Source organism: Staphylococcus sp. SB1-57, assembly GCF_017086425.1.
In the GTDB taxonomy this organism is placed as follows: domain Bacteria; phylum Bacillota; class Bacilli; order Staphylococcales; family Staphylococcaceae; genus Staphylococcus; species Staphylococcus warneri_A.
Genome location: NZ_CP070964.1, coordinates 1,204,159 through 1,229,825 on the forward strand (window position 1 = coordinate 1,204,159; position 25,667 = coordinate 1,229,825).

29 protein-coding genes, 1 pseudogene and 1 riboswitch are annotated in these 25,667 nt (G+C 30.5%); of the genes and pseudogenes, 27 read left to right on the top strand and 3 right to left on the bottom strand.

Translation table 11 applies throughout. The annotated features are described in order from the left end of the window. The first annotated feature begins 9 nt into the window (after positions 1–9). The 22 genes from JX000_RS05980 to gcvPB all read left to right on the top strand — a co-directional run bounded on the left by JX000_RS05980 (position 10) and on the right by gcvPB (position 19,113). Positions 10–900 carry a deoxyribonuclease IV gene (locus tag JX000_RS05980; protein WP_049424360.1) on the top strand — a complete coding sequence of 297 codons (891 nt, stop codon included), beginning with the start codon at positions 10–12 and terminating at the stop codon, positions 898–900. 106 nt (positions 901–1,006) lie between these two features. Continuing rightward, positions 1,007–1,777, top strand: a complete 771-nt coding sequence (locus tag JX000_RS05985; RefSeq protein WP_049424362.1) for a metal ABC transporter ATP-binding protein — start codon at positions 1,007–1,009, stop codon at positions 1,775–1,777. Between the two features lie 55 nt (positions 1,778–1,832). Beyond that, the gene (locus tag JX000_RS05990) at positions 1,833–2,693 is read left to right on the top strand and encodes a metal ABC transporter permease (protein WP_049424366.1); all 861 of its coding nucleotides are present in this window, start codon (positions 1,833–1,835) and stop codon (positions 2,691–2,693) included. After that, on the top strand, positions 2,683–3,102 hold the full coding sequence (locus JX000_RS05995) for a Fur family transcriptional regulator (RefSeq protein WP_002451879.1): 420 nt from the start codon (positions 2,683–2,685) through the stop codon (positions 3,100–3,102). Before JX000_RS05990 ends, JX000_RS05995 begins: the two co-directional genes overlap by 11 nt. Before the next feature lie 292 nt (positions 3,103–3,394). Further along, positions 3,395–3,994 carry a superoxide dismutase gene (locus tag JX000_RS06000; protein ID WP_002451880.1) on the top strand — a complete coding sequence of 200 codons (600 nt, stop codon included), beginning with the start codon at positions 3,395–3,397 and terminating at the stop codon, positions 3,992–3,994. A 128-nt stretch (positions 3,995–4,122) separates the two neighbouring features. Continuing rightward, positions 4,123–6,192, top strand: a complete 2,070-nt coding sequence (locus tag JX000_RS06005) for a peptidoglycan D,D-transpeptidase FtsI family protein (protein ID WP_124228274.1) — start codon at positions 4,123–4,125, stop codon at positions 6,190–6,192. A 131-nt stretch (positions 6,193–6,323) separates the two neighbouring features. Continuing rightward, a complete protein-coding gene (rpmG, locus tag JX000_RS06010) occupies positions 6,324–6,473 on the top strand; it encodes a 50S ribosomal protein L33 (RefSeq protein ID WP_002451882.1) in 150 nt (49 codons plus the stop codon). A 234-nt stretch (positions 6,474–6,707) separates the two neighbouring features. Further along, on the top strand, positions 6,708–7,262 hold the full coding sequence (locus tag JX000_RS06015) for a 5-formyltetrahydrofolate cyclo-ligase (RefSeq protein ID WP_049425175.1): 555 nt from the start codon (positions 6,708–6,710) through the stop codon (positions 7,260–7,262). Then, positions 7,259–8,713 (top strand): rhomboid family protein, encoded by a 1,455-nt coding sequence (locus tag JX000_RS06020; RefSeq protein ID WP_049425177.1) that lies wholly within the window; start codon positions 7,259–7,261, stop codon positions 8,711–8,713. Before JX000_RS06015 ends, JX000_RS06020 begins: the two co-directional genes overlap by 4 nt. Beyond that, positions 8,703–8,906 (top strand): YqgQ family protein, encoded by a 204-nt coding sequence (locus JX000_RS06025; protein ID WP_002451885.1) that lies wholly within the window; start codon positions 8,703–8,705, stop codon positions 8,904–8,906. Before JX000_RS06020 ends, JX000_RS06025 begins: the two co-directional genes overlap by 11 nt. Continuing rightward, entirely contained in the window at positions 8,903–9,889 is a 987-nt protein-coding gene (locus tag JX000_RS06030; protein WP_049425179.1) for an ROK family glucokinase, read from the top strand. Before JX000_RS06025 ends, JX000_RS06030 begins: the two co-directional genes overlap by 4 nt. Further along, positions 9,889–10,212: an MTH1187 family thiamine-binding protein gene (locus tag JX000_RS06035; RefSeq protein WP_002451887.1), complete on the top strand. Its 324-nt coding sequence runs from the start codon at positions 9,889–9,891 to the stop codon at positions 10,210–10,212. Before JX000_RS06030 ends, JX000_RS06035 begins: the two co-directional genes overlap by 1 nt. Positions 10,213–10,215: 3 nt before the next feature. After that, entirely contained in the window at positions 10,216–10,839 is a 624-nt protein-coding gene (locus tag JX000_RS06040; RefSeq protein ID WP_049425182.1) for an MBL fold metallo-hydrolase, read from the top strand. 46 nt (positions 10,840–10,885) lie between these two features. Continuing rightward, the gene (comGA, locus tag JX000_RS06045; protein WP_206140516.1) at positions 10,886–11,860 is read left to right on the top strand and encodes a competence type IV pilus ATPase ComGA; all 975 of its coding nucleotides are present in this window, start codon (positions 10,886–10,888) and stop codon (positions 11,858–11,860) included. Continuing rightward, positions 11,832–12,899 carry a competence type IV pilus assembly protein ComGB gene (comGB, locus tag JX000_RS06050; protein ID WP_124224714.1) on the top strand — a complete coding sequence of 356 codons (1,068 nt, stop codon included), beginning with the start codon at positions 11,832–11,834 and terminating at the stop codon, positions 12,897–12,899. The genes comGA and comGB overlap by 29 nt, the downstream gene beginning before the upstream one ends. A gap of 12 nt (positions 12,900–12,911) precedes the next feature. Further along, positions 12,912–13,229 carry a competence type IV pilus major pilin ComGC gene (gene comGC / locus JX000_RS06055; RefSeq protein WP_107533249.1) on the top strand — a complete coding sequence of 106 codons (318 nt, stop codon included), beginning with the start codon at positions 12,912–12,914 and terminating at the stop codon, positions 13,227–13,229. Next, on the top strand, positions 13,207–13,647 hold the full coding sequence (gene comGD / locus JX000_RS06060; protein WP_049425186.1) for a competence type IV pilus minor pilin ComGD: 441 nt from the start codon (positions 13,207–13,209) through the stop codon (positions 13,645–13,647). Before comGC ends, comGD begins: the two co-directional genes overlap by 23 nt. Positions 13,648–13,844: 197 nt before the next feature. After that, positions 13,845–14,342 carry a competence type IV pilus minor pilin ComGF gene (locus JX000_RS06065; RefSeq protein WP_049425449.1) on the top strand — a complete coding sequence of 166 codons (498 nt, stop codon included), beginning with the start codon at positions 13,845–13,847 and terminating at the stop codon, positions 14,340–14,342. A gap of 158 nt (positions 14,343–14,500) precedes the next feature. After that, positions 14,501–15,019, top strand: coding sequence for a shikimate kinase (locus JX000_RS06070; protein WP_037552472.1), 519 nt, complete (start codon positions 14,501–14,503; stop codon positions 15,017–15,019). Beyond that, a riboswitch (glycine riboswitch) is annotated at positions 15,016–15,114 on the top strand. Its footprint overlaps the gene before it by 4 nt. A gap of 77 nt (positions 15,115–15,191) precedes the next feature. Beyond that, the gene (gene gcvT, locus JX000_RS06075; protein WP_002451895.1) at positions 15,192–16,283 is read left to right on the top strand and encodes a glycine cleavage system aminomethyltransferase GcvT; all 1,092 of its coding nucleotides are present in this window, start codon (positions 15,192–15,194) and stop codon (positions 16,281–16,283) included. Positions 16,284–16,301: 18 nt separating this feature from the next. Then, positions 16,302–17,651 carry an aminomethyl-transferring glycine dehydrogenase subunit GcvPA gene (gene gcvPA, locus JX000_RS06080; protein WP_049425448.1) on the top strand — a complete coding sequence of 450 codons (1,350 nt, stop codon included), beginning with the start codon at positions 16,302–16,304 and terminating at the stop codon, positions 17,649–17,651. After that, positions 17,641–19,113, top strand: coding sequence for an aminomethyl-transferring glycine dehydrogenase subunit GcvPB (gene gcvPB / locus JX000_RS06085; RefSeq protein ID WP_002451897.1), 1,473 nt, complete (start codon positions 17,641–17,643; stop codon positions 19,111–19,113). Before gcvPA ends, gcvPB begins: the two co-directional genes overlap by 11 nt. 139 nt (positions 19,114–19,252) lie before the next feature. Here the strand turns inward: gcvPB and JX000_RS06090 are convergent, their stop codons facing one another. Then, the gene (locus JX000_RS06090) at positions 19,253–19,639 is read right to left on the bottom strand and encodes a rhodanese-like domain-containing protein (RefSeq protein WP_002451898.1); all 387 of its coding nucleotides are present in this window, start codon (positions 19,637–19,639) and stop codon (positions 19,253–19,255) included. Positions 19,640–19,801: 162 nt separating this feature from the next. Between JX000_RS06090 and JX000_RS06095 the strand changes: the two genes are divergently transcribed. Continuing rightward, the gene (locus JX000_RS06095; protein ID WP_002451899.1) at positions 19,802–20,632 is read left to right on the top strand and encodes a lipoate--protein ligase family protein; all 831 of its coding nucleotides are present in this window, start codon (positions 19,802–19,804) and stop codon (positions 20,630–20,632) included. Between the two features lie 78 nt (positions 20,633–20,710). Here the strand turns inward: JX000_RS06095 and JX000_RS06100 are convergent, their stop codons facing one another. Then, a complete protein-coding gene (locus JX000_RS06100) occupies positions 20,711–20,920 on the bottom strand; it encodes an SA1362 family protein (RefSeq protein WP_002451900.1) in 210 nt (69 codons plus the stop codon). A 16-nt stretch (positions 20,921–20,936) separates the two neighbouring features. Then, a complete protein-coding gene (locus JX000_RS06105) occupies positions 20,937–21,515 on the bottom strand; it encodes a hypothetical protein (protein ID WP_049425445.1) in 579 nt (192 codons plus the stop codon). A 108-nt stretch (positions 21,516–21,623) separates the two neighbouring features. Between JX000_RS06105 and JX000_RS06110 the strand changes: the two genes are divergently transcribed. The 4 genes and pseudogenes from JX000_RS06110 (at position 21,624) to argJ (ending at position 25,663) form a co-directional block, all read left to right on the top strand. After that, positions 21,624–22,685, top strand: coding sequence for a M24 family metallopeptidase (locus JX000_RS06110; protein WP_049425444.1), 1,062 nt, complete (start codon positions 21,624–21,626; stop codon positions 22,683–22,685). A gap of 25 nt (positions 22,686–22,710) precedes the next feature. Continuing rightward, positions 22,711–23,268: an elongation factor P gene (efp, locus tag JX000_RS06115; RefSeq protein ID WP_002451903.1), complete on the top strand. Its 558-nt coding sequence runs from the start codon at positions 22,711–22,713 to the stop codon at positions 23,266–23,268. Between the two features lie 167 nt (positions 23,269–23,435). Next, positions 23,436–24,458 carry an N-acetyl-gamma-glutamyl-phosphate reductase gene (gene argC / locus JX000_RS06120; RefSeq protein ID WP_107532438.1) on the top strand — a complete coding sequence of 341 codons (1,023 nt, stop codon included), beginning with the start codon at positions 23,436–23,438 and terminating at the stop codon, positions 24,456–24,458. 13 nt (positions 24,459–24,471) lie between these two features. Then, a pseudogene (gene argJ / locus JX000_RS06125) lies at positions 24,472–25,663 on the top strand (bifunctional glutamate N-acetyltransferase/amino-acid acetyltransferase ArgJ). The last annotated feature ends 4 nt before the right edge of the window (positions 25,664–25,667 follow it).

Below are 25,667 nucleotides of genomic sequence, written 5' to 3' on the forward strand. Positions count from 1 at the left end.
GTGAAGTAAATGTTACTTGGATCACATGTATCAATGAGTGGTAAAAAAATGTTAGAAGGATCTGCAGAAGAAGCACACAAATTCGGTGAATCTACATTTATGATTTACACAGGTGCACCTCAAAATACACGACGAAAAAGCATTGAAGATTTAAATATCACTAAAGGTCATGAAGCAATGGAAAAATATGGATTATCTAATATCGTTGTTCATGCGCCTTATATTATTAACATTGCAAATACCACTAAACCAGAAGTTTTCGAATTAGGCGTTAACTTTTTACAAAATGAAATCGAACGTACCCAAGCTATAGGAGCTAAAGATATCGTCTTACACCCAGGGTCACACGTGGGTGCTGGTGCAGATGTAGGTATTAAAAAAATTATAGATGGATTAAATGAAGTATTAACAAATGACAATAATGTGAGAATTGCATTAGAAACAATGGCTGGGAAAGGGTCAGAAGTAGGTCGTACATTCGAAGAAATTGCACAAATTATTGATGGCGTAACACATAATGAACGTTTATCAATTTGCTTTGATACTTGTCATACTCATGACGCTGGCTATAACATTAAAGAAGATTTTGATGGGGTATTAAATGAATTTGACAAAATTATTGGTGTAGATAGAATAAAAGTTGTTCACGTCAATGATAGTAAAAACGAACAGGGTGCTCATAAAGATAGACATGAGAATATCGGATTTGGTCACATCGGCTTTGATGCACTCAATTATGTAGTACATCATGATACATTTAAAGATATACCTAAAATTTTAGAAACACCATATGTTGGTGAAGATAAAAAAAATAAAAAGCCTCCATATAAACATGAAATTGAAATGTTAAAATCACAAACATTTGATCCAAATTTAAAAGATAAAATTTTAAATCAATAAATATCTAAACTGGCGTTACAGATTATTCTGTAGCGCCAGTTTAGTCGTAAACATTACTATTTACATTAGGTATATCAAGATGTATAGTATAAAATGAGGTGAAAAAATGACAACACCAGTATTTGAACTCAAAAACATTGATTATTATTTTGATCATAAACAAGTACTTGAAAATATAAATATTAAAATTAATAAAGGCGAGTTTTTAGCAATAGTAGGCCCAAATGGTGCCGGAAAATCCACTCTTTTAAAAATCATTTTAGGTTTATTACCTTTACAATCTGGAGAAATCTTTATTGATGGACATCCAATAAAAAATAATAAATCTTCGTTGAAAATTAGTTATGTTTCACAAAAGGCTTCTTCATTTACTGCCGGTTTTCCAGCAAGCGTTAAAGAAGTGGTTCTTAGTGGGCTAACTAAAACAAAAAAACTCTTCCAACGTTTTAACCAAAATGATGTAAAACAAGTTGAACATGTATTAGAACGATTGAATATTTCACATTTACTTCATAAAAATATTGCAGAGCTATCAGGTGGTCAACAACAGCGTGTTCTCATTGCACGTGCTTTAATTTCTAATCCGAGTGTGTTGGTTTTGGATGAACCTACTAATGGAATTGATGCTAAACACGTAAATGAGTTTTATGAAACACTAGATCGCTTAAAAAAAGAAGGCATCACTATAATTTTAGTCACTCATGATATTGGTGTAGTTGCTGATACAGCTACTGAAGTGGCATGTTTAAATAAACATTTGCATTTTCATGGTACAACAGAAGATTTTAAATCTCTGGACGAAGTTGAAATTTCTAAAATATATGGTCATCCTATTCAATTTGTTGATCATCAACACAATAGAGAATGTTGTAATTAATATTAGTTTTACTATCTATATATCTAATCAGAAATAATTTTGAGGAGTGTAACTCATGATAGATGCATTATTAAATTTTGATTTTATGAGATACTCCTTAATTAGTGGTATCTTAATAGGTTTTATTGCACCTTTAATTGGTGCTTTTATAGTAGTACGAAGGCTTTCACTAATTGCTGATGCTTTGAGCCATGTTACATTAGGTGGAATATCATTTGGCATGTTTGTGATTACAGTAATACCTGCATTAACTTTAATTAACCCAATGTGGTTTGGTATATTATTTGCTATTATAGGTGCATTATTAATTGAAAAATTGCGCACATCTTATACAAATTATCAGGAAATCGCAATTCCAATTATTATGAGTGCAGGTATCGCATTAAGTGCTATTTTTATCTCATTGGCTGATGGATTTAACCAAGAAATTGTAGGCTTATTATTTGGCTCTATCAGTGCAGTAAACTTAAGTGATTTAACAACTATCATTTTCATTACTATTTTAGTATTATTATTTATTTCATTATTTTACAAAGAATTATTTATTTTATCTTTCGATGAAGAATATAGTAAAGTGATAGGTATTCCAAAATGGATCCAGTTTTTATTTATTGTCGTAGTTGCAATGGTTATTTCTGCGTCTATGAGAGTAGTTGGAATATTATTAGTCAGTGCTTTAATCACATTACCTGTAGCAATTGCAATGCGTTGGACTAAAGGATTTAAACAATTAATTGTACTAAGTATTATTATTGGTGAACTTTCAGTCATATTAGGACTTGTTGTAGCTTTTTATATCAATATTTCGCCTGGTGGCGTGATTGTAGTACTATTAGTCATTATGCTAATGATAACGATGACTTATCAAAAATTAAAATCAAAGTCACAAAAGGGAGATCGTAAATATGAATACTAGTGATGCAATTAAAATTTTAAAAGAAAACGGTTTGAAATATACAGATAAACGTAACGATATGCTCAATATTTTTGTTAAAGAAGATAAATACATTAACGCTAAATATATACAACAAGTAATGGATAAAGATTATCCAGGTATTTCATTTGATACTATTTATCGAAATCTTCATTTATTTAAAGATTTAGCCATTATTGAAAGTACTGAATTAGATGGCGAAATGAAGTTTAGAATTGCTTGTACTAATCATCACCATCATCACTTTATCTGTGAAAAATGTGGTGATACAAAAGTCATCGACTTTTGTCCAATTGATCAAGTAAAACAATATTTACCGAATGTCGATATTCATACACATAAACTTGAAGTTTATGGTATTTGTGAAAAATGTCAAAAGATAGCTAAATAAATGATATCTTAATTTTAAGATGGAATGACAAATGGGCTTAAGAGTTAAGTCTAAGTGATTCCACCTTTTTATTTAATGTGAAAGTACACAAATTTTCTCAAAAAGTATACTCCATTAGTATGAAATAGATTAATATGTCTGTTTTATTCCGGTTTAATGTTTAAATAAAGCTATTTTGAGATATATAATAATTGTAAAGATAATTAGTAGCACATAAGTAAGCACATTTATTGTCGAAAATGTGACTGCTTGTTATGATGAAATTACAGACATTTTAGGAGGATGATTATTTATGGCATTTGAATTACCAAAATTACCATATGCATTTGACGCATTAGAACCACACATCGATAAAGAAACTATGGAGATTCACCATGATAAACACCACAACACTTATGTAACAAAATTAAACGCAGCAGTAGAAGGTACTGACTTAGAAGCTAAATCAATTGAAGAAATTGTAGCTAACTTAGATAGTGTACCTTCAGATATTCAAACTGCAGTTAGAAATAACGGTGGCGGTCACTTAAACCACTCATTATTCTGGGAATTATTAACACCTAATTCAGAAGAAAAAGGTGAAGTAGTAGATAAAATTAAAGAACAATGGGGTTCTTTAGATGAATTCAAAAAAGAATTCGCTGACAAAGCTGCAGCTCGCTTTGGCTCAGGTTGGGCTTGGTTAGTTGTTAATAATGGTCAATTAGAAATCGTTACAACTCCAAACCAAGATAACCCATTAACTGAAGGTAAAACACCTATCCTTGGCTTAGATGTTTGGGAACATGCTTATTACCTTAAATATCAAAACAAACGTCCAGATTATATCAGTGCTTTCTGGAATGTTGTTAACTGGGAAAAAGTTGACGAATTATACAACGCTGCTAAATAATTTAACAGTATTTTATCGAGTCTGGAACTTTAATAGTTTTCCAGACTCTTTTTTTATCAAAATGATAGAAAAATTTTTGATTTTCATATATCATTTTAAAGAGATACTTTGAATAGAGGTAGGTTGTTTTGCTTAAAAGATTAAAGGAAAAATCAAATGATGAAAAAGTAAGAAACACCATGAATCGAAGAATTAATTTTATCTTTGGATTAGTTGTGTTTATTTTTGCAATTATGGTATTAAGACTTGGTTATCTACAGATTGCACAAGGTTCACATTATAAACAATTAATTAAAAATGATGAAAATATTACCGTGAATGAATCTGTACCTAGAGGACGCATTGTAGACCGTAATGGTAAGGTCTTAGTAGACAATGCATCTAAGATGGCTATTACATATACAAGAGGGCGTAAAACATCACAAAAAGAGATGCTCGAAACCGCTAAAAAGTTATCTTCATTAATTAATATGGATACAGACAAAATTACTGATAGAGATAAAAAAGATTTTTGGGTTACTTTACATCCCCAAAAAGCGAAAGACTTAATGAAAAAAGAGCAGTCTATGTTAGAAGATGGCAGCATTTCTCAGGAACAATATGATGAACAACAACGAAAAAAAATTGGTAAAAAGCAATTAAGTGAATTATCAAAAAAAGATTTACAAATATTAGCTATTTACCGTGAAATGAATGCGGGTAGTACATTAGACCCTCAAATAATTAAAAATGAAGATGTTACAGAAAAAGAATATGCAGCAGTGTCACAACAATTATCTAAACTACCAGGTGTTAATACATCTATGGATTGGGATAGAAAATATCCTTATAAAGACACACTTAGAGGTATATTTGGTGATGTTTCTACGTCAACAGAAGGTTTACCAAAAGAACTAACTGAGCAATATTTATCTAAAGGTTATTCACGAAATGACCGAGTAGGTAAATCATACCTAGAATATCAATATGAAGATGTACTTCGTGGTAAAAAGAAACAAATGAAGTATACAACAGATAAATCTGGTAAAGTCATCAATTCTGAAGTCATTAATCCAGGTTCAAGAGGTCATGATTTACAATTAACAATTGATATTGACTTACAGAAAAAAGTTGAGTCTCTTTTAGATAAACAAATTGCAAAATTGCGTAGTCAAGGTGCTAAAGACATGGACAATGCAATGATTGTTGTTCAAGACCCTAAAAATGGGGATATATTAGCTATGGCAGGCAAACAAATTAGTAAAAATGGTAAATTAACGGATTATGATATCGGAAACTTCACAGCACAATTTGCTGTAGGTTCCTCTGTTAAAGGCGGAACGTTACTTGCTGGTTATCAAAATAATGCTATTAAAGTTGGAGCACAAATGGTCGATGAACCATTAAAATTCCAAGGTGGATTAACAAAACGTTCTTACTTTAACAAAGACGGACGTGTAACTATTAACGATAAAGAAGCGTTAATGCATTCATCTAACGTTTATATGTTTAAAACAGCGTTGAAATTAGCAGGAGATCCATATTATTCAGGTATGCCATTACCAAGTGATATCTCAATGGCAGGTCAAAAACTTCGTAAAGGGTTAAATCAAGTTGGACTAGGTGTTAAAACAGGTATCGATTTACCAAATGAAACAAATGGTCAAATTGAACCATTAACAAATAATCCAGGGAATTACCTAGACCTATCAATTGGTCAATATGATACGTATACACCTTTACAACTATCACAATATGTTTCAACTATTGCTAATAATGGCTATAGAATTCAGCCTCATATTGGACTATCTATACATGATGCAACAAATAAAGATGAATTAGGTCCAGTAAAACGAAAAGTTAAAGGAAATGTATTAAATAAAGTCAATAATTCTCAAAAAGAAATTGATGAAGTTCAAGATGGCTTTAAAATGGCCTTTAATGAAAAAGATGGAACAGGATATGCTAGTTTCAAAGATACCGTAGTACCATCAGCAGGTAAGACAGGAACGGCAGAGGTCTTCCAAGATGGAGAACCAAGAGTAAATTCAACGTATGTTGGTTATGCACCAATTAAAGATCCAAAACTGGCTTTCTCAATCGTATATACGAATCAACCTGTACCGCCACCTTGGTTAAATGGTGGAGATTTAGGAAGAGATGTCATTAATTATTACTTTAAAGATAAAGATAAAAATGGTGATAGTACAGAAAAATAGTCGTTACATTTAATTCTATTTAGTAATAATTTCAAAAGTATTACTATTGATTCTTAAAATTTACTTTGCATTTAATCAACTAATTGGTATAATGTAAAGGTCGTATTTAGAAAAGGTAAGGAGGAATAATCATGCGCGTTAACGTTACATTAGCTTGTACAGAATGTGGTGAAAGAAACTACATCTCTACAAAAAACAAAAGAACAAACCCAGAACGTATTGAAATGAAAAAATACTGTGCACGTGATAATAAACAAACTTTACACCGTGAAACTAAATAATTAAATTATTTAACTAAACAAATATTCAATACAAAAAGACGGAAATCTAAATTTAGATTCCGTCTTTTATTTTTTAAATCGATTCTTAAACATGATTTTAATTTTGACAATCATTCTACAGAATTTTGAACAATAGTTTCAATATAATAATTGTAATTACTATTATACGATTCAACTTAATGACATAAAATTACATAAACGTTATAATATGGGATAGTAAAAGTAGGTGAAAAAATGAATAAAAAAGAGATAAGATCGTCTATTTTAACCACAATGAAAAAACATTCTAATACTGAAAAAGATATTGCTGATGATTGGTTAGCTAATCAGTTTTTTAAATCTCAATCATATCAAGAGGCAACATCGATTGGTATAGTACTATCCTTACCACATGAAGTGAATACATATAAAATCATTCAACAATCACTGAAAGATCATAAAAAAATATTTGTTCCTGAAGTAGACTACAAATCCAAAATCATGACTTTTAAACAACTACTAGATTTGAATGAAATAGAACGTGATGAAAAAGGTATCTATCATTCTATATCAAATACTAATACATCAAATCAATTAGATTTAGTTGTCGTCCCTGGTGTCGGATTTAAAAGCGATGGATACAGAATAGGATACGGGGGCGGTTTCTATGATCGTTTTCTTTCTAAATTTAAACCGAATACAATTAGCTTATTATATGATTTTCAATTAATTGATTTTAAACCAGATGAACACGATCAACCTGTAGATGAGTTAATTATTTATAATGGCCACAAGTGGAGGCAAAAATGAACATAAAAAAGCAATTTTGGAAAACCATTTATTACTGGATTAGATATTTAAATTATGATGTTATAAGTAGAGAAAAAGATGATCAAGAAATATGGTTAAGTAATAAAAAAAAGAAGAGTATAGTCATATTTTCAAATTATGTTACCTCAACACAAGAAATACGTTTTGATAAAAGTAAAATTATTGAAAATCAAGAACAGATTGAGGTGCTTGTTGGATATAAACCTACATCATTTCAATTTTATTATTTTACAGACAAAACGTTAACAACAGATTCATTAGACGAAACATATCCTTTAAAGTTAAAATTTAAGATTATTAAAGAGGATAGAGATTTAGAACGTGTATTGCCAAATGTTATTTTAACTAAATTATTTAAGCGTAATGATTCTAAAAAAACGTCAGTCTCATATAGAAATAAAGTACTCTCAAACAATATTTTAGATAAACATATGCAACGTTTTTCACCCATTACATATATATTAATTATATCGAATGTTGCCTTATGGTTATGTATGATACTTTATTTCAACCGCTTTTCTGATATAAAATTACTAGATGTAGGTGGCTTAGTACATTTTAATGTAGTTCATGGTGAATGGTATCGATTAGTCACATCAATGTTTCTACACTATAATTTTGAACATATTTTGATGAATATGTTATCACTTTACATTTTTGGTAAAATAGTAGAATCAGTGTTAGGATCCTGGAAGATGTTAGCTATTTATTTATTTGCTGGCATTTTCGGTAATTTCGTATCATTGTCTTTTAATACAACAATGATTTCTGTTGGTGCTAGTGGCGCAATTTTCGGACTAATAGGTTCGATTTTTGCCATTTTATATTTAAGTAAAACATTTGATAAAAAAGTAATTGGTCAATTATTAATTGCTTTAGTCATTTTGATTGGTCTATCATTATTCATGTCAAATATTAATGTCATGGCTCACTTAGGTGGATTTGTTGGTGGACTACTAATCACTTTAATTGGCTATTATTTCAACGTAAACCGTAATATATTTTGGATATTATTGATTACTTTACTAGTTCTTTTTGTGGCAATGCAAATTAGAATATTTAGTATTAAAGAAGATAATATCTATGACAAATTAATACGTGATCAAATGTTATCGGGGCATTATGATGAAGCCAAAAAAATTGTTAACCAATCTATTAAAAAAGATTATGCAGATGATCAAACATATTACTTAAGTGGATTAATCACTGCTACTAAAAGTTCTAAAGCTGAGGCTATGGCAGACTGGGAACGCGGATTAAGATACTTTCCTAATTCCGGTATATTAAATTATGAAATGGCAATTGCCAATCGTTCATTAAAAGATAATGATAAGGCTATAAAATATATTAAGAAAGCAGTAAAAGCTAATCCTAATAATTCTCAATATAAAAATTTAGAAAAAGAGTTGAGTAAAAAAAGTGACTCGTAAACTTAATAATTTCTATGATGTTTTACAGTTATTAAAAAAATATGGATATATCATCTATTTCAAAGATCCACAAGATATGTATGAAATGATGTTACAAGAAATCAAATCTTTATACCATTTTGAGTTATTAACAAAAGATGAATATCTTAAATGTATAATGATAATAAACCAAAGAAGGAATGAACATAAATGACGAAAATTATTTTAGCTGCAGATATTGGTGGGACTACTTGTAAATTAGGTATATTTAATACTAATCTCGACCGTATTGAAAAATGGTCAATCCATACAGATACAACTGATCATACAGGAAAATTACTTTTAAAAAATATACATGAATCTTTTAAAGAAAAGGTAGCTGAACTAGGTTATGAAATGTCAAATGTGATTGGTGTGGGAATCGGTGTCCCTGGCCCAGTTGACTTTGAAACTGGTGTTGTCAATGGTGCGGTAAATTTACACTGGGAAGATAGCGTAAACGTAACTGAAATTTATCAAAGTTTCATAGATTGTCCAGTTTACGTAGATAACGACGCTAACGTTGCAGCATTAGGTGAAAAGCATAAAGGTGCAGGTAAAGGTGCTGATGATGTTGTTACAATCACATTAGGTACAGGCCTTGGTGGAGGAATTATTTCTAATGGAGAGTTGGTACATGGTCATAATGGTTCTGGTGCTGAAATAGGACACTTCAGAGCTGACTTTGATCAACGATTCAAATGTAATTGTGGTAAATCCGGTTGTATAGAAACAGTTGCCTCAGCTACAGGCGTTGTTAATCTAGTTAATTTCTATTATCCAAAATTAACTTTTAAATCATCAATCCTACAACTCATTAAGGATAATAAAGTAACAGCTAAAGCAGTATTTGACGCAGCTAAAGAAGGAGACCAATTCTGTATTTTCATTACTGAAAAAGTAGCTAATTATATTGCATACTTATGTAGTATTTTAAGTGTTACTAGTAATCCGAAATACATTGTTTTAGGTGGCGGCATGTCTACAGCAGGCTTAATCTTAGTAGAAAATATCAAAACTGAATATAGAAACTTAACATTTACACCTGCACAACAAGATACTGAAATTGTTCAAGCAGAGTTAGGAAATAATGCAGGTATCACTGGCGCAGCTGGCTTAATTAAAACATACATTTTAGATAAAGAGGATGTGAAATAATGGCAATTGTTGACGTTGTAGTCATTCCAGTAGGTACTGAGGGACCAAGTGTTAGTAAGTACATTGCTGAGATTCAAACAAAATTAAAAGAATATAAAGAACAAGGCAAAATAGATTACCAATTAACACCTATGAACACACTTATCGAAGGCGATTTAAAAGATTTATTTGAAGTAGTACAAGCGATTCATGAATTACCATTTGATAAAGGTTTAGATAGAGTTTGTACGAATATCAGAATTGACGATCGCAGAGATAAATCAAGAAAAATGAATGATAAGTTAAAATCTGTACAAAAACATTTAGATAATGGTGGGGAGTAAATTATGAGAATCTCTAGTTTAACTTTGGGGTTAGTAGATACTAATACGTACTTTATAGAAAATGACAAAAAGGTATTACTTGTGGATCCATCTAGTGAAACAGATAAAATTGTTAAAAAATTAAATCAAATCAATAAACCTTTAGAAGCAATCATACTTACTCATGCACATTATGATCATATTGGTGCTTTAGACGATATTATAAACAAATACAACGTACCAGTATATATGCATAAAGAAGAGTTTGACTTCTTAAATGATCCTGAAAAAAATGGTGCATCAAAATTTAAACAATATGGTATGCCACAAGTAATTAGTCAAGCTAAACCTGAAGCCCTTAATGAAGGCCCAGCACAAATTGGGGATTTTACATTTAATGTATTGCATACTCCGGGACATTCACCAGGAAGTTTATCATTTGTATTTGATGAATTTGCAGTTGTAGGTGATACTTTATTTAATAATGGTATTGGTAGAACTGATTTATATAAAGGTGATTATGAAACACTTGTTGATTCTATCAAAGATAAATTATTTGAATTAGAAGGTGATTTACCATTATTCCCAGGTCATGGACCTTATACTACAGTCGACGATGAACAATTGAATCCATTTTTAAATGGCTAAAGTAAATTTAACACCTCTTACGTTAATAAATGTAGGAGGTGTTTTTTTGAAAATATTATTTCAAGAGATAATTAATAAAGCCATAGTATATAAAGCAAGTGACGTACATTTTATTCCAATGGAACATTATGTTCATATAAAATTCAGAGTGAATGATACTTTAACACCCTACGAAACACTTGATATAGGGGGTTACCGTAAACTACTCGTTTTTATGAAATTTCAAGCAGGATTGGATGTGTCGACACAGCAAATTGCTCAAAGTGGGCGTTACACCTATAAATTAAGGTCAGTTTATTACTTACGTATTTCAACTCTCCCATTATCAATCGGCAGTGAAAGTTGTGTAATTAGAATCGTTCCTCAATATTTTCAAAATAAAAAGGAAACATATGAATTTAATGATTTTAAACATTTAATGAATAAGAAACAAGGATTACTACTTTTTACAGGACCTACTGGTTCTGGTAAAAGCACACTCATGTATCAAATGGTTATGTATGCTCAAAAAGAACTGAATCTTAATGTGATATCTATAGAAGATCCTGTAGAACAAATTTTAAAAGGCATTACTCAAATCTCAGTAAATACTAAGGCTGGTATCACTTATGCAAGTTCATTTAAAGCAATACTTCGATGTGACCCAGATGTCATTTTAATTGGAGAAATCAGAGATGCAGAAATAGCAAAGTATGTATTTCAAGCTAGCTTGAGTGGCCATTTAGTATTAAGTACATTACATGCTAATGATTGTAAGGGGGCGTTATTGAGATTATTAGAAATGGGTATTACGATTCAAGAACTATCACAAGCTATCAATTTAATATCTAACCAACGATTAATAACCACATCTAGTCAACAACGCCAATTAGTATGTGAACTTATGTTTAAAAATCAAATCAATTACTTTTTTGAACATAATCAAACAATGCCTAGATCATTTAAACGTTTATCTTCAAAACTCGATGATATGACTAAAGAGGGTATTATATGTGAAACAATTGCTGATAAATATATTTAATCAATCAAGGCGTAAATGTTTAACTAAAGGCGAACAGTTAGATTTAATGCAACGATTATATCAATTATTAACAAATGGATTCACATTATACGAATCTTTTAAATTTTTGAACTTGCATTTTAAATATAAAGGCACTAAAACTCAAATGGAACTTATGGCTAAAATAGAAAATGGTGCGCACTGCTATGAAATATTTCAATATTTAGATTATGCTAATGATATCATTACTCAAATATATCTTGCTGAAAAATTTGGAAATTTAGAGGCAACACTAAATGAATCAATCCTTTTTTTAAAAAAGCAAATTCAAGTTAAACAAAGTGTCATTAAAACAATTCAGTACCCCGTCGTATTAATATTTATATTTTTTCTTATCTTACTAATCTTAAATATTACAGTAATACCTCAATTCAAAGATCTTTATCAAACAATGAATATTGAATTATCATCACTCCAATTAGTACTTTCCTCATTTATTTCAGGACTTCCTTATTTCATTTTATTTCTCAGTTGTTTTATTTTAGTTATTTTTATCATCTTTCATATTAGTTATAGAAAAATGCCAATAATAAAACAAATTCATTTAATGAGCAATCTACCTATAATAAAAAGCTACTATAAAATTTTAAAGACATATCAATTATCTACTGAACTTGCTCATTTTTATCGTAATGGAATTAATCTACAGCTCATCGTAGAAATCTTTCAACAACCGAATAGTAATCAATTCCACAAATATTTAGGCGAAATAATTTTAAAGCAGTCCAATCAAGGTGAAAAACTTCCTAATATTTTAAAGCAATTAAGATGCTACGAAAATGATTTGATCAAGTTCATAGAACAAGGTGAAAAGAGTGGAAAACTTGATATTGAATTAACACTGTATAGTCAAATACTAGTACATCAATTTGAAATATTGGCAAAGCGACATATCAAATTCATCCAACCCATAATATTTCTAATGTTAGGTATATTTATTGTTTCTTTATATTTATCTATCATGCTACCAATGTTCGATATGTTGCAATCAATAAATTAGAGGTGTGAAATAATGAAAAAAAACGACTACTCACTTAAAACTAAAGCTTTCACCTTAATCGAGATGCTATTAGTATTATTAATAATAAGTTTATTACTTATTTTAATTATTCCTAACATTGCCAAACAAACGGCTCATATACAATCAACCGGTTGCGATGCACAAGTTAAAATGATAAATAGCCAAATTGAAGCTTATACACTAAAACATAATAGAAATCCTAATACTATACAGGATTTAATTACAGAAGGATATATTAAAGAGAATCAAAGAAGTTGTAAAACAGGTGAAACAATTTCAATAAGTAATGGCGAAGCAATTGCAAATTAAAGCATACAATTTTATAGAAATGTTAATGGTGTTATTTATTTTGTCGATTTTATTGGTATGTACTATAAGTAGTAAAAATCTATTAACGATATCAAAGAGCAATGATGACATGAATATCAATCAACTCATCACTCAAATAAATTATTTAAAATCAAAAGCAATTGGCGAAAAACAATCAATCACTTTAATATTTTATAATCAGTCTTCTAACATTAAAGTTATAGAAGAACACGGTAATAAATATCACATAAAAATAAGAGATGGAAAGATCGTAAAAATAACAAAAATAAACCTAATTACCTTTGATAAAAATGGTAATATTAATCATTTTGGTTCGCTAGACATTAAAATGAAACATTCAATATATAAAGTTATATTTCATATTGAGAAAGGACGAATAAGGTATACCAAATTATAAATTAAAGGGCAGTTTAATGCAGGATAGCTTATTTGCATTTTTTATCATGAGCTTAATCACCTTAACATTTATTGAAATGATTAATCATTTACTGATTAATTATCAAAATCAGATAGATAATATCGAGATGCAAAAAATAATCATTGTAAGCTTAAATAAATTTGATTTAAATCATTTGAAGCAAGGGGTTAATATAGATGATTTTACAATTAAATTATCTAATGAGGAAATTTGTACCACAAACAACCAAAATAAAAAGCGCTATTGTATTAAAAAATAAACTACCAAGTTTTACATTTATTGAAATGATTTTTTCATTAATGATAACTACAATTCTACTAACTTCCGTACCATTAACTATCAAAATGATTGGTCAATATAAACAAATAGCTTTAGAAAATAGTTCAATAGAATATGAATTTTTTCATAGTGACTTTTTAAAAGAACAAAAAGAAGGTGCAATTAACCCCATCATTAAAGAAAGACATACCTTACACTTAATCAATAAAGAGAAGAATATAGAATATATTTTCAAAAACAATAAAATATATAAACAAATAAATGGTAAAGGCAACATTACATTGCTGAACCAAGTAAGTATGGTTAAAATTATAAAGACGAACAATAATATCACCAAAATCATTCTGAAGGTAGGAAATACGAATTATTCTCAATTCAAAACATTATATTTATAAACAAAAAGCATTTATCAGTCCATTCTTGATGATTATTTTTTCTATATATTTAACAATTATATCTTTTTATATAACTCAATATAGTTTAAAATTAAAGACAACACATAACTTAGAAAAAATATATAAAGAAGTTATCGTTAATAAGCTTATAGAGGTTGATGTTGTTGAAAAATCTAGAAATACCAATCATTCTAATAGGGTTCATGGGAACCGGTAAAACAACAGTAGGTCAATATTTGATGAATCAATTACATCTAAGCTATGTAGATTTAGATGACTATATTGAAAAAAGAGAAAATATAACTATTCCTCAAATATTTAAGGAAAGAGGAGAATCTTACTTTAGAAAATTAGAATTTAAATATTTAAGTGAATGTATCAATCAATTTGATATCATATCTACTGGCGGTGGAATAATTGAAAATTCTGCTTCATTGGATCTATTAAAAAATCAGAAACAAGTCATATGGTTAGATTGTGATATAGAGATTGTCTTTAATAGAATAGTGAATGATCCTCATCGCCCTAATGCGAATAATAAGTCCCTAGAACAACTAAAAAACTTGTATTTATCAAGGATTTCAAGATATAATGAAATCGCATTCATGAAAGTGAATAGTAACCAAAATGTATCTGAAATTTATCAAGAAATAACAACTTTATTAAGTAGCGATTGATCAGTATTAGAGAGCATAAAAAGATAACTTTTTATCGCCGAAGGTGCAAGTAATTTTATTACGAAACTCTCAGGCAAAAGGATAATACTGTAACGCGTTCCTGGAAAAAATATTTAAACAGGGTAGCAAGCTTTTGCTATCCTGTTTTTAAATAAATATAGGGGGTTTTCAAATGACAAGTGAGTTAAAAAAGACGCCATTATATCAAAATTACGTAGACAGTGGTGCTAAAATTGTAGAATTTGGTGGATGGGCAATGCCTGTTCAATTCTCAAGTATCAAGGAAGAACACAACGCAGTTAGATATGAAATTGGATTGTTCGATGTAAGTCATATGGGAGAAATTCAAATTCAAGGTAATGATGCGAAATCTTTCGTACAATATATTTTATCCAATGACACTAATAATTTAACAGATTCTAAAGCACTATATACTGCATTATGTAATGAAGAAGGTGGCATTATTGACGACTTGGTTACATATAAACTAGCAGATGATAACTATTTATTAGTGGTTAATGCTGCCAATACTGATAAAGACTTTAAATGGATTGAAAAACATGCTAAATCTTTTGATGTTGAAGTTAAAAATGTATCTGAACAATATGGCCAATTAGCACTTCAAGGTCCTAAAGCTAGAGACTTAATGCAAAAATTAGTAGATATTGATATTTCTGAAATGGGAATGTTTGAATTTAAAAAAGATGTTCAATTATTCAATAAAAATGTTATTCTTTCTCAATCTGGTTACACTGGCGAAGATGGCTTTGAAATTTATTGTGATGCCAATGATACAGTAGCTATCTGGGAAGGATTACTAGAATATGACGTAACACCATGTGGTCTAGGAGCTAGAGATACTCTAAGATTAGAAGCAGGTCTTCCTTTACATGGTCAAGATTTAACAGAATCAATTACACCATATGAAGGTGGTATCGCATTTGCTGCAAAACCATTAATTGAAGAAGACTTTATTGGTAAATCTGTTTTAAAAGACCAAAAGGAAAATGGATCATCTAGAAGAACGGTTGGTTTAGAACTTTTAGATAAAGGTATCGCTAGAACTGGCTATGAAGTACTAGACTTAGATGGTAATCAAATTGGAGAAGTAACTTCAGGAACAAAATCTCCTTCATCTGATAAATCAATTGCATTAGCTATTATCAATAGAGACGCATTTGAAATGGGTAGAGAGTTATTAGTACAAGTTCGTAAAAGACAGGTAAAAGCTAAAATCGTTAAGAAAAATCAAATCGAAAAATAGAACAAAGGGGTGGACAAGTTGAGTCATCGTTATATTCCGTTAACTGATCAAGATAAGCAAGACATGTTAGACACTATTGGTGCTAAATCCATTAATGAATTATTTGGAGATGTACCTTCTGATATTTTATTAAATAGAGATTTAGGAATAGCTAGTGGAGAAGCAGAAACTACTTTACTAAAACGACTAAACAAAGTAGCAAGTAAAAATATTACTAAAGAAACACATACTTCTTTCCTAGGTGCAGGTGTTTATGATCATTATGCACCATCAGTTGTAGATGCAATGATCTCTAGATCTGAATTTTACACTGCTTATACACCATATCAACCTGAGATTTCTCAAGGGGAATTGCAAGCCATTTTTGAGTTCCAAACATTAATTTGCGAACTAACTAATATGGATGTAGCAAATTCATCAATGTATGATGGTATGACTAGTTTTGCAGAAGCTTGTATTTTAGCATACAGTCATACTAAGAAAAATAAAATTGTTGTATCAAAAGGATTACATTATCAAGCATTACAAGTATTAAACACATACGCTAAAACGCGTGAAGAATTCGAAGTTGTAGAAATTGATTTAGACGGTACGATTACTGATTTAGAAAAATTAGAACAAGCTGTAGATGATGATACTGCAGCAGTTGCCGTGCAATATCCTAACTTCTTTGGTTCAATTGAAGACCTAGAAAAAATTCAAAGCTTTATTGAAGGTAAAAAAGCATTATTTATCGTGTATGCAAATCCATTAGCATTAGGTTTATTAACACCTCCTGGTTCATTTGGAGCTGATATTGTAGTAGGTGACACACAACCATTCGGTATCCCAGCACAATTCGGTGGACCGCACTGCGGTTATTTTGCAACGACTAAAAAATTAATGCGTAAAGTACCAGGCAGACTAGTTGGTCAAACACAAGATAATGAAGGAAACAGAGGATTCGTTCTCACGTTACAAGCACGTGAACAACATATTCGCCGCGATAAAGCGACTTCAAATATTTGCTCTAACCAAGCTCTAAATGCATTAGCTTCATCAATCGCAATGTCTGCTTTAGGTAAACAAGGTGTTTATGATATTGCTGTGCAAAACTTTGAACATGCAAATTATGCTAAACAAGCATTTAAAGAAGCTGGATTCAATGTCTTAGAAGGTACATCATTTAATGAATTCGTTGTTGAATTTAATCAATCAATCAGTGAAGTTAATAAAGCATTAGCTCAAGAAGATATTATTGGTGGCTTCGATTTAAGTGCTGTTTCTAATGAGTTTGAAAATCATATGCTAATAGCTGTTACTGAATTAAGAACAAAAGATGAGATTGATACATTTGTTAAGAAAGCTGGTGAAATTAATGGTAAGTAAATCAAGCCCACTTATTTTTGAAAGATCTAAAGAAGGAAGATATGCCTATTCTTTACCGCAAAGCGATATTAACAATAAATCATTTGAATCAATTTTAGATGATAAATTTATTAGAAAAGAAAAAGCTGAATTTCCTGAAGTAGCAGAATTAGATTTAGTTCGTCACTATACAGAATTATCTAATAAAAACTTTGGTGTAGACTCAGGATTCTATCCATTAGGATCATGTACTATGAAATACAATCCTAAAATTAATGAAAAAGTTGCAAGAATTCCTGGCTTTAGTGAAGCACACCCATTACAAGATGAAAATCAAATCCAAGGTTCTCTTGAAATTATATATAATTTACAAGAAGAACTTAAAGAAATTACAGGTATGGATGAAGTGACGCTTCAACCAGCTGCTGGTGCACACGGTGAATGGACTGCATTAATGATTTTCAAAGCGTATCATCAAAATAATGGAGAGGGACATCGTGATGAAGTTATTGTTCCTGACTCAGCACATGGTACAAACCCTGCTTCAGCATCATTTGCTGGCTTTAAATCTGTAACCGTTAAATCAAATGAACGTGGCGAAGTAGATATTGATGACTTAAAACGTGTTGTTAATGAAAATACTGCTGCTATCATGTTAACAAACCCAAATACTTTAGGTATTTTTGAAAAGAATATTATGGAAATCAGAGAAATTGTTCATGAAGCAGGAGGACTATTATACTACGATGGTGCAAACCTAAATGCTATCATGGATAAAGTTCGTCCTGGTGATATGGGCTTCGATGCTGTCCATTTAAATCTTCATAAAACATTTACTGGCCCACATGGTGGAGGCGGCCCAGGTTCAGGTCCTGTCGGTGTTGTTAAAGAATTAGCTAGTTACTTACCTAAACCAATGGTTATAAAAGAAAATGATTATTTTAAATATGATAATGATATTAAAAACTCAATTGGACGAGTAAAACCATTTTACGGTAACTTTGGCATCTATCTAAGAGCATATACTTATATTAGAACAATGGGTGCTCAAGGATTAAAAGAAGTTTCTGAAGCGGCAGTATTAAATGCTAATTATCTTAAAGCACGATTAACAGATCATTTTGAAATTCCATATAAACAATACTGTAAACATGAATTTGTCTTAAGTGGAATTAAACAAAAGCAATATGGGGTAAGAACTTTAGATATGGCTAAACGTTTATTAGATTTTGGTGTACATCCACCTACAATTTACTTCCCATTAAATGTTGAAGAAGGTATGATGATTGAACCTACTGAAACAGAATCTAAAGAAACTTTAGATCATTTTGCTGATACGTTAATTCAAATTGCTAATGAGGCGAAAGATGATCCAGATAAAGTACTCGAAGCACCTCATACTACTATTATCGACAGATTAGATGAAACGACAGCAGCAAGAAAACCAATTCTTAAATTTGAAAACTTACATGCTGAAAAATAATACACAATCTAAACATTCCTCTACTCATTTAACTGTAGAGGAATGTTTTTTTCATAAAAAATGAGTGAAAAGAATAAGACATTTATTTGTCTTAAACATTTCACTCATAATACATAAACATTAATCTAGGCTAACCTAACTATTTTTTGGACTTGATTTTACCAGTCCATTTTTTATAGCCGCCTTTAAGCATATAAAGATCTGTATAGCCATTTTTTCTTAACATACGAGCAGCACGATAACTTGCAATACCATTTGCATCACAAAGATAAATGGGTTGGTCTTTTCTTAGACCTTGGAATCTTTGTTTAAACATAGTAATTGGAATATTTCGTGCGCCATTGATGTGACCATAATCATAGTCAACTTTTTCTCTAACATCAACCACTTGTGCTTTACGTAAGCCTTTGTGAAAATCATTTTGGTCTAATTCTGTGACAGCTCGTTTATTAAGAATTTGTTGAACGACCATATAACCAATTATTATAACTAATATAATAATTGCAATATACAAAGAGATACTCATGTTGCATCCTCCCTAATTTACCGATATTATAATTATAAGACTGTTAGAACAAATTATCAAAATATTTTTATGATATCACAGATGTTTTAATAATTTATTCAAAATTAATAAGCAAAATAGCAAATTTTGTTACTAAGCATACATTAATGGGGGATTTTAATCATGACAGAAACATGGAACTTTATTAATACTGGTAGTCACGATCCATATTATAATATGGCAATGGATGAAGCATTACTTAATTTCGTATCTAGAGGTGAAATTGATCCTGTCATTCGTTTCTACACTTGGGACCCAGCGACATTATCAATTGGCTACTTTCAACGATTAACTAAAGAAATTGATATCGAAAAAGTGAAGGAAAAGGGCTATGGACTAGTAAGACGTCAAACTGGTGGTAGAGGCGTATTACATGATAAAGAGTTGACTTATAGTGTTATAGTACCTGAATCACATCCTAAAATGCCATCGACGATTACAGAAGCTTATAGAGTTATTTCACAAGGGTTATTGGAAGGATTCAAAAACTTAGGTTTCGATACTTATTTTGCTGTTCCTCGTTCGAAAGAAGAAAGAGAGAAGTTAAAGCAACCACGTAGTTCTGTATGTTTTGATGCACCAAGTTGGTATGAACTTGTTGTCGAAGGCCGTAAAATAGCAGGTAGTGCTCAAACACGTCAAAAAGGGGTCATTCTTCAACATGGTTCTATTTTACAAGATATAGATATCGATGAACTATTTGATTTGTTCATTTTCAAGCATGATCGCTTAAAAGCTAAAATGAAAGAAGCATTTGTAGACAAAGCAGTAGCTATCAATGACATTTCAGAACAACATATTACTTTGAATGAGATGGAAAAAGCTTTCGAAGATGGATTCAAAAAGGGATTACAGATTGAATTTAAACCATTAACTTTAACTGATGCACAGTTAGAAGAAGTCAAAGCATTGGAAGAAAAATTCCGTTCAGATGACTGGACTTATAGAAAATGATATTTAATTAAAACAAAAAGCAGTAGTCATTCATATCAATTTGATAAAGATGACTACTGCTTTATTTTAATTTGATTATTATTTACGTTTACGATACTTACGTTGTGCTCTTTTATATTTACGCTGTTCTTCTGTTAGGAAGAAGAAATAATATATAAGATATATGATTAATACTAAAATTGCAAAGCTAATCAACATTCTAACGATTGAAAATAGAAACACATCTAAATTCATAATTAAACCAAATGCTGCAATAGCTAACACAATATAAAACCAAATATTTTTCATTGAAATTCACCTAATTCTAATTTGCATCTGTTTGTATAGTAGATAATTTTTGCTGTCCTTTATCAATTTTCTTTTTATCTTTTTCTTGATATCCTGTCTCAATCTTATTAAAGGCAGCAGTAATATCTTTATTTAAACTGCTAATATTTTTTTTAGTTTGTTTATCTTCACTAGTCATCGAATCTTCATCGATATCAGAATTATACGTATTATATGCATCATCTAAATCAGAAGTTATCGTCGATAATTTCTTTTGGATAGATTGACTACCTTTATTTTTAGTTACATCAGGTTTAATGTCATTATACTTATCAACTGCACTTGCTACTTTGTCATAATACGTAGAACTCGCCTTTAAATTTTTCTCTTTTTTCTTATTATCTGCTGTTTGTTTGCCATTCTCTTTATCTTTTTGTAATCCTGCAATCGTCGACTTTTGATTACTAATGTCTTGATTTAATTGTTGAATGTCTAATTTTAATTGATGATTGTCATCTCTTAGTTTTGTAGTTTTATCTTCGAGTGGTGCAAGATTTTGACTACCACAACCAGCTAATAAACAAGATGCGCCAATCACGATTATATATCTCTTCATGATTATCTCCCTAAACTAAAAACTATTATATTATTTATTGATTATGCTATCATTTTAATGTATTCATATAAAATGTACAAACGTTAAACAAGATTCGGAGGGGATTCTATGAACAAATTAGAACAAGTACACCAACTTTTACAACAAAAAAAGCTAGACGCAGTTGTTATTCTTTCAGATTTTAATAGAAGATATTTATCTGAATTCACAGGTACAAGTGGTGCTTTAATTATTACTCCAAACCATCAATATTTAATCACAGACTTTAGATACATCGAACAAGCAAAAGAACAAGCTTCAGAGTTTGAGATTATAAATAGAAAATCTGATTTAATATCTGAAATAAAATCAATATTAAAAGAAGAGGGCTTAAGTAACGTAGGATTTGAAGGTCATAAAGTAAGTTATGATACTTATATAGAATTAAGTAAAGGCATGATCACATTAATCAGTATTTCTGATGCTATTGAAAAAATCAGAGAAGTAAAATCAAATACAGAAATTGAAATAATCAAAAAAGCAGCTCAAATTGTTGATGAAACCTATGATTATATTTTATCAATTGTGAAAGCAGGTATGACTGAACGCGAAGTAAAAGCCGAACTAGAAAGTAAAATGTTACATTTAGGTGCAGATGGACCATCTTTTGATACAATAGTAGCATCTGGTCATCGAGGCGCTTTACCACACGGTGTTGCAAGTGATAAAATTATTGAGCAAGGTGATATGGTTACATTAGATTTTGGTGCATACTATAAAGGTTATTGTTCAGATATCACAAGAACTTTTGCAATAGGTGAACCAAATCCTAAAATGAAAGAAATTTATGATATAGTATTAAAAGCACAACAAAAAGCGCTCAATGAAATCAAACCGGGTATGACAGTAAAAGAAGCTGATGCACTTTCCCGAGATTTTATTGAAGCACATGGATATGGTGAGGAATTTGGCCATTCATTAGGTCATGGTATTGGTTTAGACATACACGAAGGTCCATTACTATCTAAAAATGCATCTGGTCAACTTCGAGTAAATAATTGCGTCACTATTGAACCAGGTATATATGTTGATGGTTTAGGTGGCGTTCGAATTGAAGATGATATCTTGATGACAGAAAATGGTTGTGAAGTCTTTACTAAATGCACAAAAGACCTTATTATTTTAAAATAAGCGTGTATATTGAGGAGGAAACTGAATGATTTCAGTAAATGATTTTAAAACAGGTTTAACAATTTCTGTAGATAATGGCATTTGGAAAGTAATTGATTTCCAACATGTAAAACCAGGTAAAGGATCTGCTTTCGTACGTTCAAAACTACGTAACTTAAGAACGGGTGCTATCCAAGAAAAAACATTTAGAGCTGGTGAAAAAGTAGAACAAGCAATGATTGAAAATCGTCGCATGCAATACTTATACGCTGATGGTGATAATCATGTATTCATGGATAATGAAACATTTGACCAAACAGAATTACCAGGCGACTACTTAAAAGATGAATTAAATTACTTAAAAGCCAACATGGAAGTACAAATTCAATCATATGATGGAGAAGTAATTGGATTAGAATTACCAAAAACAGTAGAATTACAAGTAACTGAAACTGAGCCAGGTATCAAAGGTGATACTGCAACAGGCGCTACTAAATCAGCTACTGTTGAAACAGGTTACACACTTAATGTACCTTTATTTGTAAACGAAGGTGACATTCTTGTTATCAACACTAGTGATGGAAGTTACATTTCTAGAGGTTAATTTAGAAAAAATAATTTAACAATAAATACATAACTTACGACAACGTAAGTTATGTATTTTTTTATGCAAAGAATTTGAGGAGTATCTAGTCAATCATTATATTGTGCACTTGATTTTTCGTATTTTATAACATAAAATTGTATAAAAATACGAAAATAGGTTTAAGTATGCGCATAAGTATTGTAGGAATCACTGGATATTCCGGGCTAGAGCTACTACGCCTTATACATCATCATCCTCATATTGAGGTATCATCTATACATGCCACTCAATCAATTGGTAAATCAATTTCAGAATTATATCCACATTTAAAAGGTATATGCGATTTGATTGTACAACCATTTGATGCAGATGAAATTATGAAACATAGCGACCTAGTTGTATTCGCAACGCCAAGCGGCATTGCTAGTCAATTATCATCAAAATTTGTTAATTCAAATTTTCCAGTTGTCGATATTTCAGGTGATCATAGATTACCTTCAGATGAATATAAATTATGGTACAAAAAAGAACCTGTTAATAACGATATTCAAAAACAGTTCACCTATTGTTTGCCAGAATTTACTACATCTTCGAACCATCGATTTATTTCAAACCCAGGATGTTATGCAACTGCAGTTGAACTGGCACTTATTCCTTTGTTACAAAACAAATTAATCCAACTAGACTCAATTATCATTGATGCTAAAAGTGGCTTGTCAGGTGCTGGAAAAAATCCTACAACAGCTAGTCACTTTGTAAATATAAATAACAATTATTTAACTTATAAATTAAACGAACATCAACATATTCCTGAAATTATACAAATGTTAAAACACTACGATCACAATTTACAGAATATTCAATTTTCTACTTCTTTAATACCTGTAAATAGAGGCATTGTAGCAACAATTTACTGTAAACTGAAAAGTTCAACTTTTGCTCAACAGATTACCGAAACATATGAGTTGATTTATAAGAATAAACCTTTTATACGTATACTAAGAACCATGCCACAATTAAATGAAGTTGTTGGAACAAATTATGTGAATATTGGATTTAAATATAATGATAAAACAAATATTTTAACGGTTATGGTAGTACTAGATAATTTAATCAAGGGCGCTTCTGGACAAGCACTACAAAATATCAATCTTATGTTTGGTTTTGATGAAACCGAAGGACTTTGCAGTGTACCTCCATTAGTGTAGTGAGGAGTATAAAATGAAAGAAATTACAGGAAATATTGCAAGCCCAAAAGGTTTCACTGCAGATGGAATACATGTAGGAATTAAAAAAAAAATTAGATCTAGGATGGATTGTGTCAGAATGCCCATCAAGCGTTGCTTATGTTCAAACTACTAATAAAGTCAAAGCAGCACCTTTAATTTTAAATAAAAGAACAATACAAACTACTGGAAAAATTCAAGCCGTGATTGCCAACTCAGGCATAGCCAATGCTTGTACAGGACAGAAGGGTATGGAAGATGCCATTTCAATGCAACAACAAGTATCAGAAACGCTAGGTATCAATCAAGATTTCATTTGTGTTGCTTCTACAGGAATTATTGGTCAACGTTTACCAATGTCTAAAATTAAAAAAGGTATTCAACAGTTAAACAAAGATGGTAATGCGAATTATTTTGCAAAAGCAATCTTAACTACTGATTTAAATACAAAAACATGTGTCGTAACTGAAAAATTTGGCCAGACAACTGTAACCATGGCAGGTGTTGCCAAAGGTTCAGGTATGATACATCCTAATACGGCTACAATGCTAGCTTTTATTACATGTGATGCTAATATTTCTACGGAAACTTTACAAGAAGCACTAAAAACTAACATTGATAAAACATTTAATCAAATTACTATCGATGGGGATACATCTACTAATGATTTAGTACTAGTTTTATCAAATGGTGTAGCTAATAATAAAGAAATTTTACCAAACACTAAAGAATTCAAAACATTTTGCAATATGTTAGAACATGTTATGCGTTCACTAGCGATACAAATTGCCAAAGATGGAGAAGGCGCTACAAAATTAATTGAAGTGACAGTAGATAAAATGCCAAATGAAAAATCTGCAAGAATGATAGCCAAGACAGTTGTTGGTTCAAATTTAGTAAAATCAGCCATATATGGAGAAGATCCTAATTGGGGACGTATATTCGCAGCTATTGGTTATACCCAATCTAACTTTGATATTAATAACGTTGATATCTTAATAGAAGACGTCCCCGTCATGATTGGCTCAACACCAATCACTTTTGATGCTGAAACTATGCGCAATAAATTAAAAAATAAAGACATTCATATCAACATTAATATGCATCAAGGTAATAAATCAGGTACTGCATGGGGTTGTGATTTAACTTATGTTTACGTAAAAATTAATGCATTATATACAACATAGAGGT

What these genes read in the sequence shown, in the direction of transcription:
- JX000_RS05980 (WP_049424360.1), top strand. Translation starts at nt 10, where the DNA reads ATGTTACTTGGATCACATGTATCAATGAGTGGTAAAAAAATGTTAGAA.
- JX000_RS05985 (WP_049424362.1), top strand. Translation starts at nt 1,007, where the DNA reads ATGACAACACCAGTATTTGAACTCAAAAACATTGATTATTATTTTGAT.
- JX000_RS05990 (WP_049424366.1), top strand. Translation starts at nt 1,833, where the DNA reads ATGATAGATGCATTATTAAATTTTGATTTTATGAGATACTCCTTAATT.
- JX000_RS05995 (WP_002451879.1), top strand. Translation starts at nt 2,683, where the DNA reads ATGAATACTAGTGATGCAATTAAAATTTTAAAAGAAAACGGTTTGAAA.
- JX000_RS06000 (WP_002451880.1), top strand. Translation starts at nt 3,395, where the DNA reads ATGGCATTTGAATTACCAAAATTACCATATGCATTTGACGCATTAGAA.
- rpmG (WP_002451882.1), top strand. Translation starts at nt 6,324, where the DNA reads ATGCGCGTTAACGTTACATTAGCTTGTACAGAATGTGGTGAAAGAAAC.
- JX000_RS06015 (WP_049425175.1), top strand. Translation starts at nt 6,708, where the DNA reads ATGAATAAAAAAGAGATAAGATCGTCTATTTTAACCACAATGAAAAAA.
- JX000_RS06020 (WP_049425177.1), top strand. Translation starts at nt 7,259, where the DNA reads ATGAACATAAAAAAGCAATTTTGGAAAACCATTTATTACTGGATTAGA.
- JX000_RS06030 (WP_049425179.1), top strand. Translation starts at nt 8,903, where the DNA reads ATGACGAAAATTATTTTAGCTGCAGATATTGGTGGGACTACTTGTAAA.
- JX000_RS06035 (WP_002451887.1), top strand. Translation starts at nt 9,889, where the DNA reads ATGGCAATTGTTGACGTTGTAGTCATTCCAGTAGGTACTGAGGGACCA.
- JX000_RS06040 (WP_049425182.1), top strand. Translation starts at nt 10,216, where the DNA reads ATGAGAATCTCTAGTTTAACTTTGGGGTTAGTAGATACTAATACGTAC.
- comGC (WP_107533249.1), top strand. Translation starts at nt 12,912, where the DNA reads ATGAAAAAAAACGACTACTCACTTAAAACTAAAGCTTTCACCTTAATC.
- comGD (WP_049425186.1), top strand. Translation starts at nt 13,207, where the DNA reads ATGGCGAAGCAATTGCAAATTAAAGCATACAATTTTATAGAAATGTTA.
- JX000_RS06065 (WP_049425449.1), top strand. Translation starts at nt 13,845, where the DNA reads ATGATTTTACAATTAAATTATCTAATGAGGAAATTTGTACCACAAACA.
- JX000_RS06070 (WP_037552472.1), top strand. Translation starts at nt 14,501, where the DNA reads ATGTTGTTGAAAAATCTAGAAATACCAATCATTCTAATAGGGTTCATG.
- gcvT (WP_002451895.1), top strand. Translation starts at nt 15,192, where the DNA reads ATGACAAGTGAGTTAAAAAAGACGCCATTATATCAAAATTACGTAGAC.
- gcvPB (WP_002451897.1), top strand. Translation starts at nt 17,641, where the DNA reads ATGGTAAGTAAATCAAGCCCACTTATTTTTGAAAGATCTAAAGAAGGA.
- JX000_RS06090 (WP_002451898.1), bottom strand. Translation starts at nt 19,639, where the DNA reads ATGAGTATCTCTTTGTATATTGCAATTATTATATTAGTTATAATAATT.
- JX000_RS06095 (WP_002451899.1), top strand. Translation starts at nt 19,802, where the DNA reads ATGACAGAAACATGGAACTTTATTAATACTGGTAGTCACGATCCATAT.
- JX000_RS06100 (WP_002451900.1), bottom strand. Translation starts at nt 20,920, where the DNA reads ATGAAAAATATTTGGTTTTATATTGTGTTAGCTATTGCAGCATTTGGT.
- JX000_RS06105 (WP_049425445.1), bottom strand. Translation starts at nt 21,515, where the DNA reads ATGAAGAGATATATAATCGTGATTGGCGCATCTTGTTTATTAGCTGGT.
- JX000_RS06110 (WP_049425444.1), top strand. Translation starts at nt 21,624, where the DNA reads ATGAACAAATTAGAACAAGTACACCAACTTTTACAACAAAAAAAGCTA.
- efp (WP_002451903.1), top strand. Translation starts at nt 22,711, where the DNA reads ATGATTTCAGTAAATGATTTTAAAACAGGTTTAACAATTTCTGTAGAT.
- argC (WP_107532438.1), top strand. Translation starts at nt 23,436, where the DNA reads ATGCGCATAAGTATTGTAGGAATCACTGGATATTCCGGGCTAGAGCTA.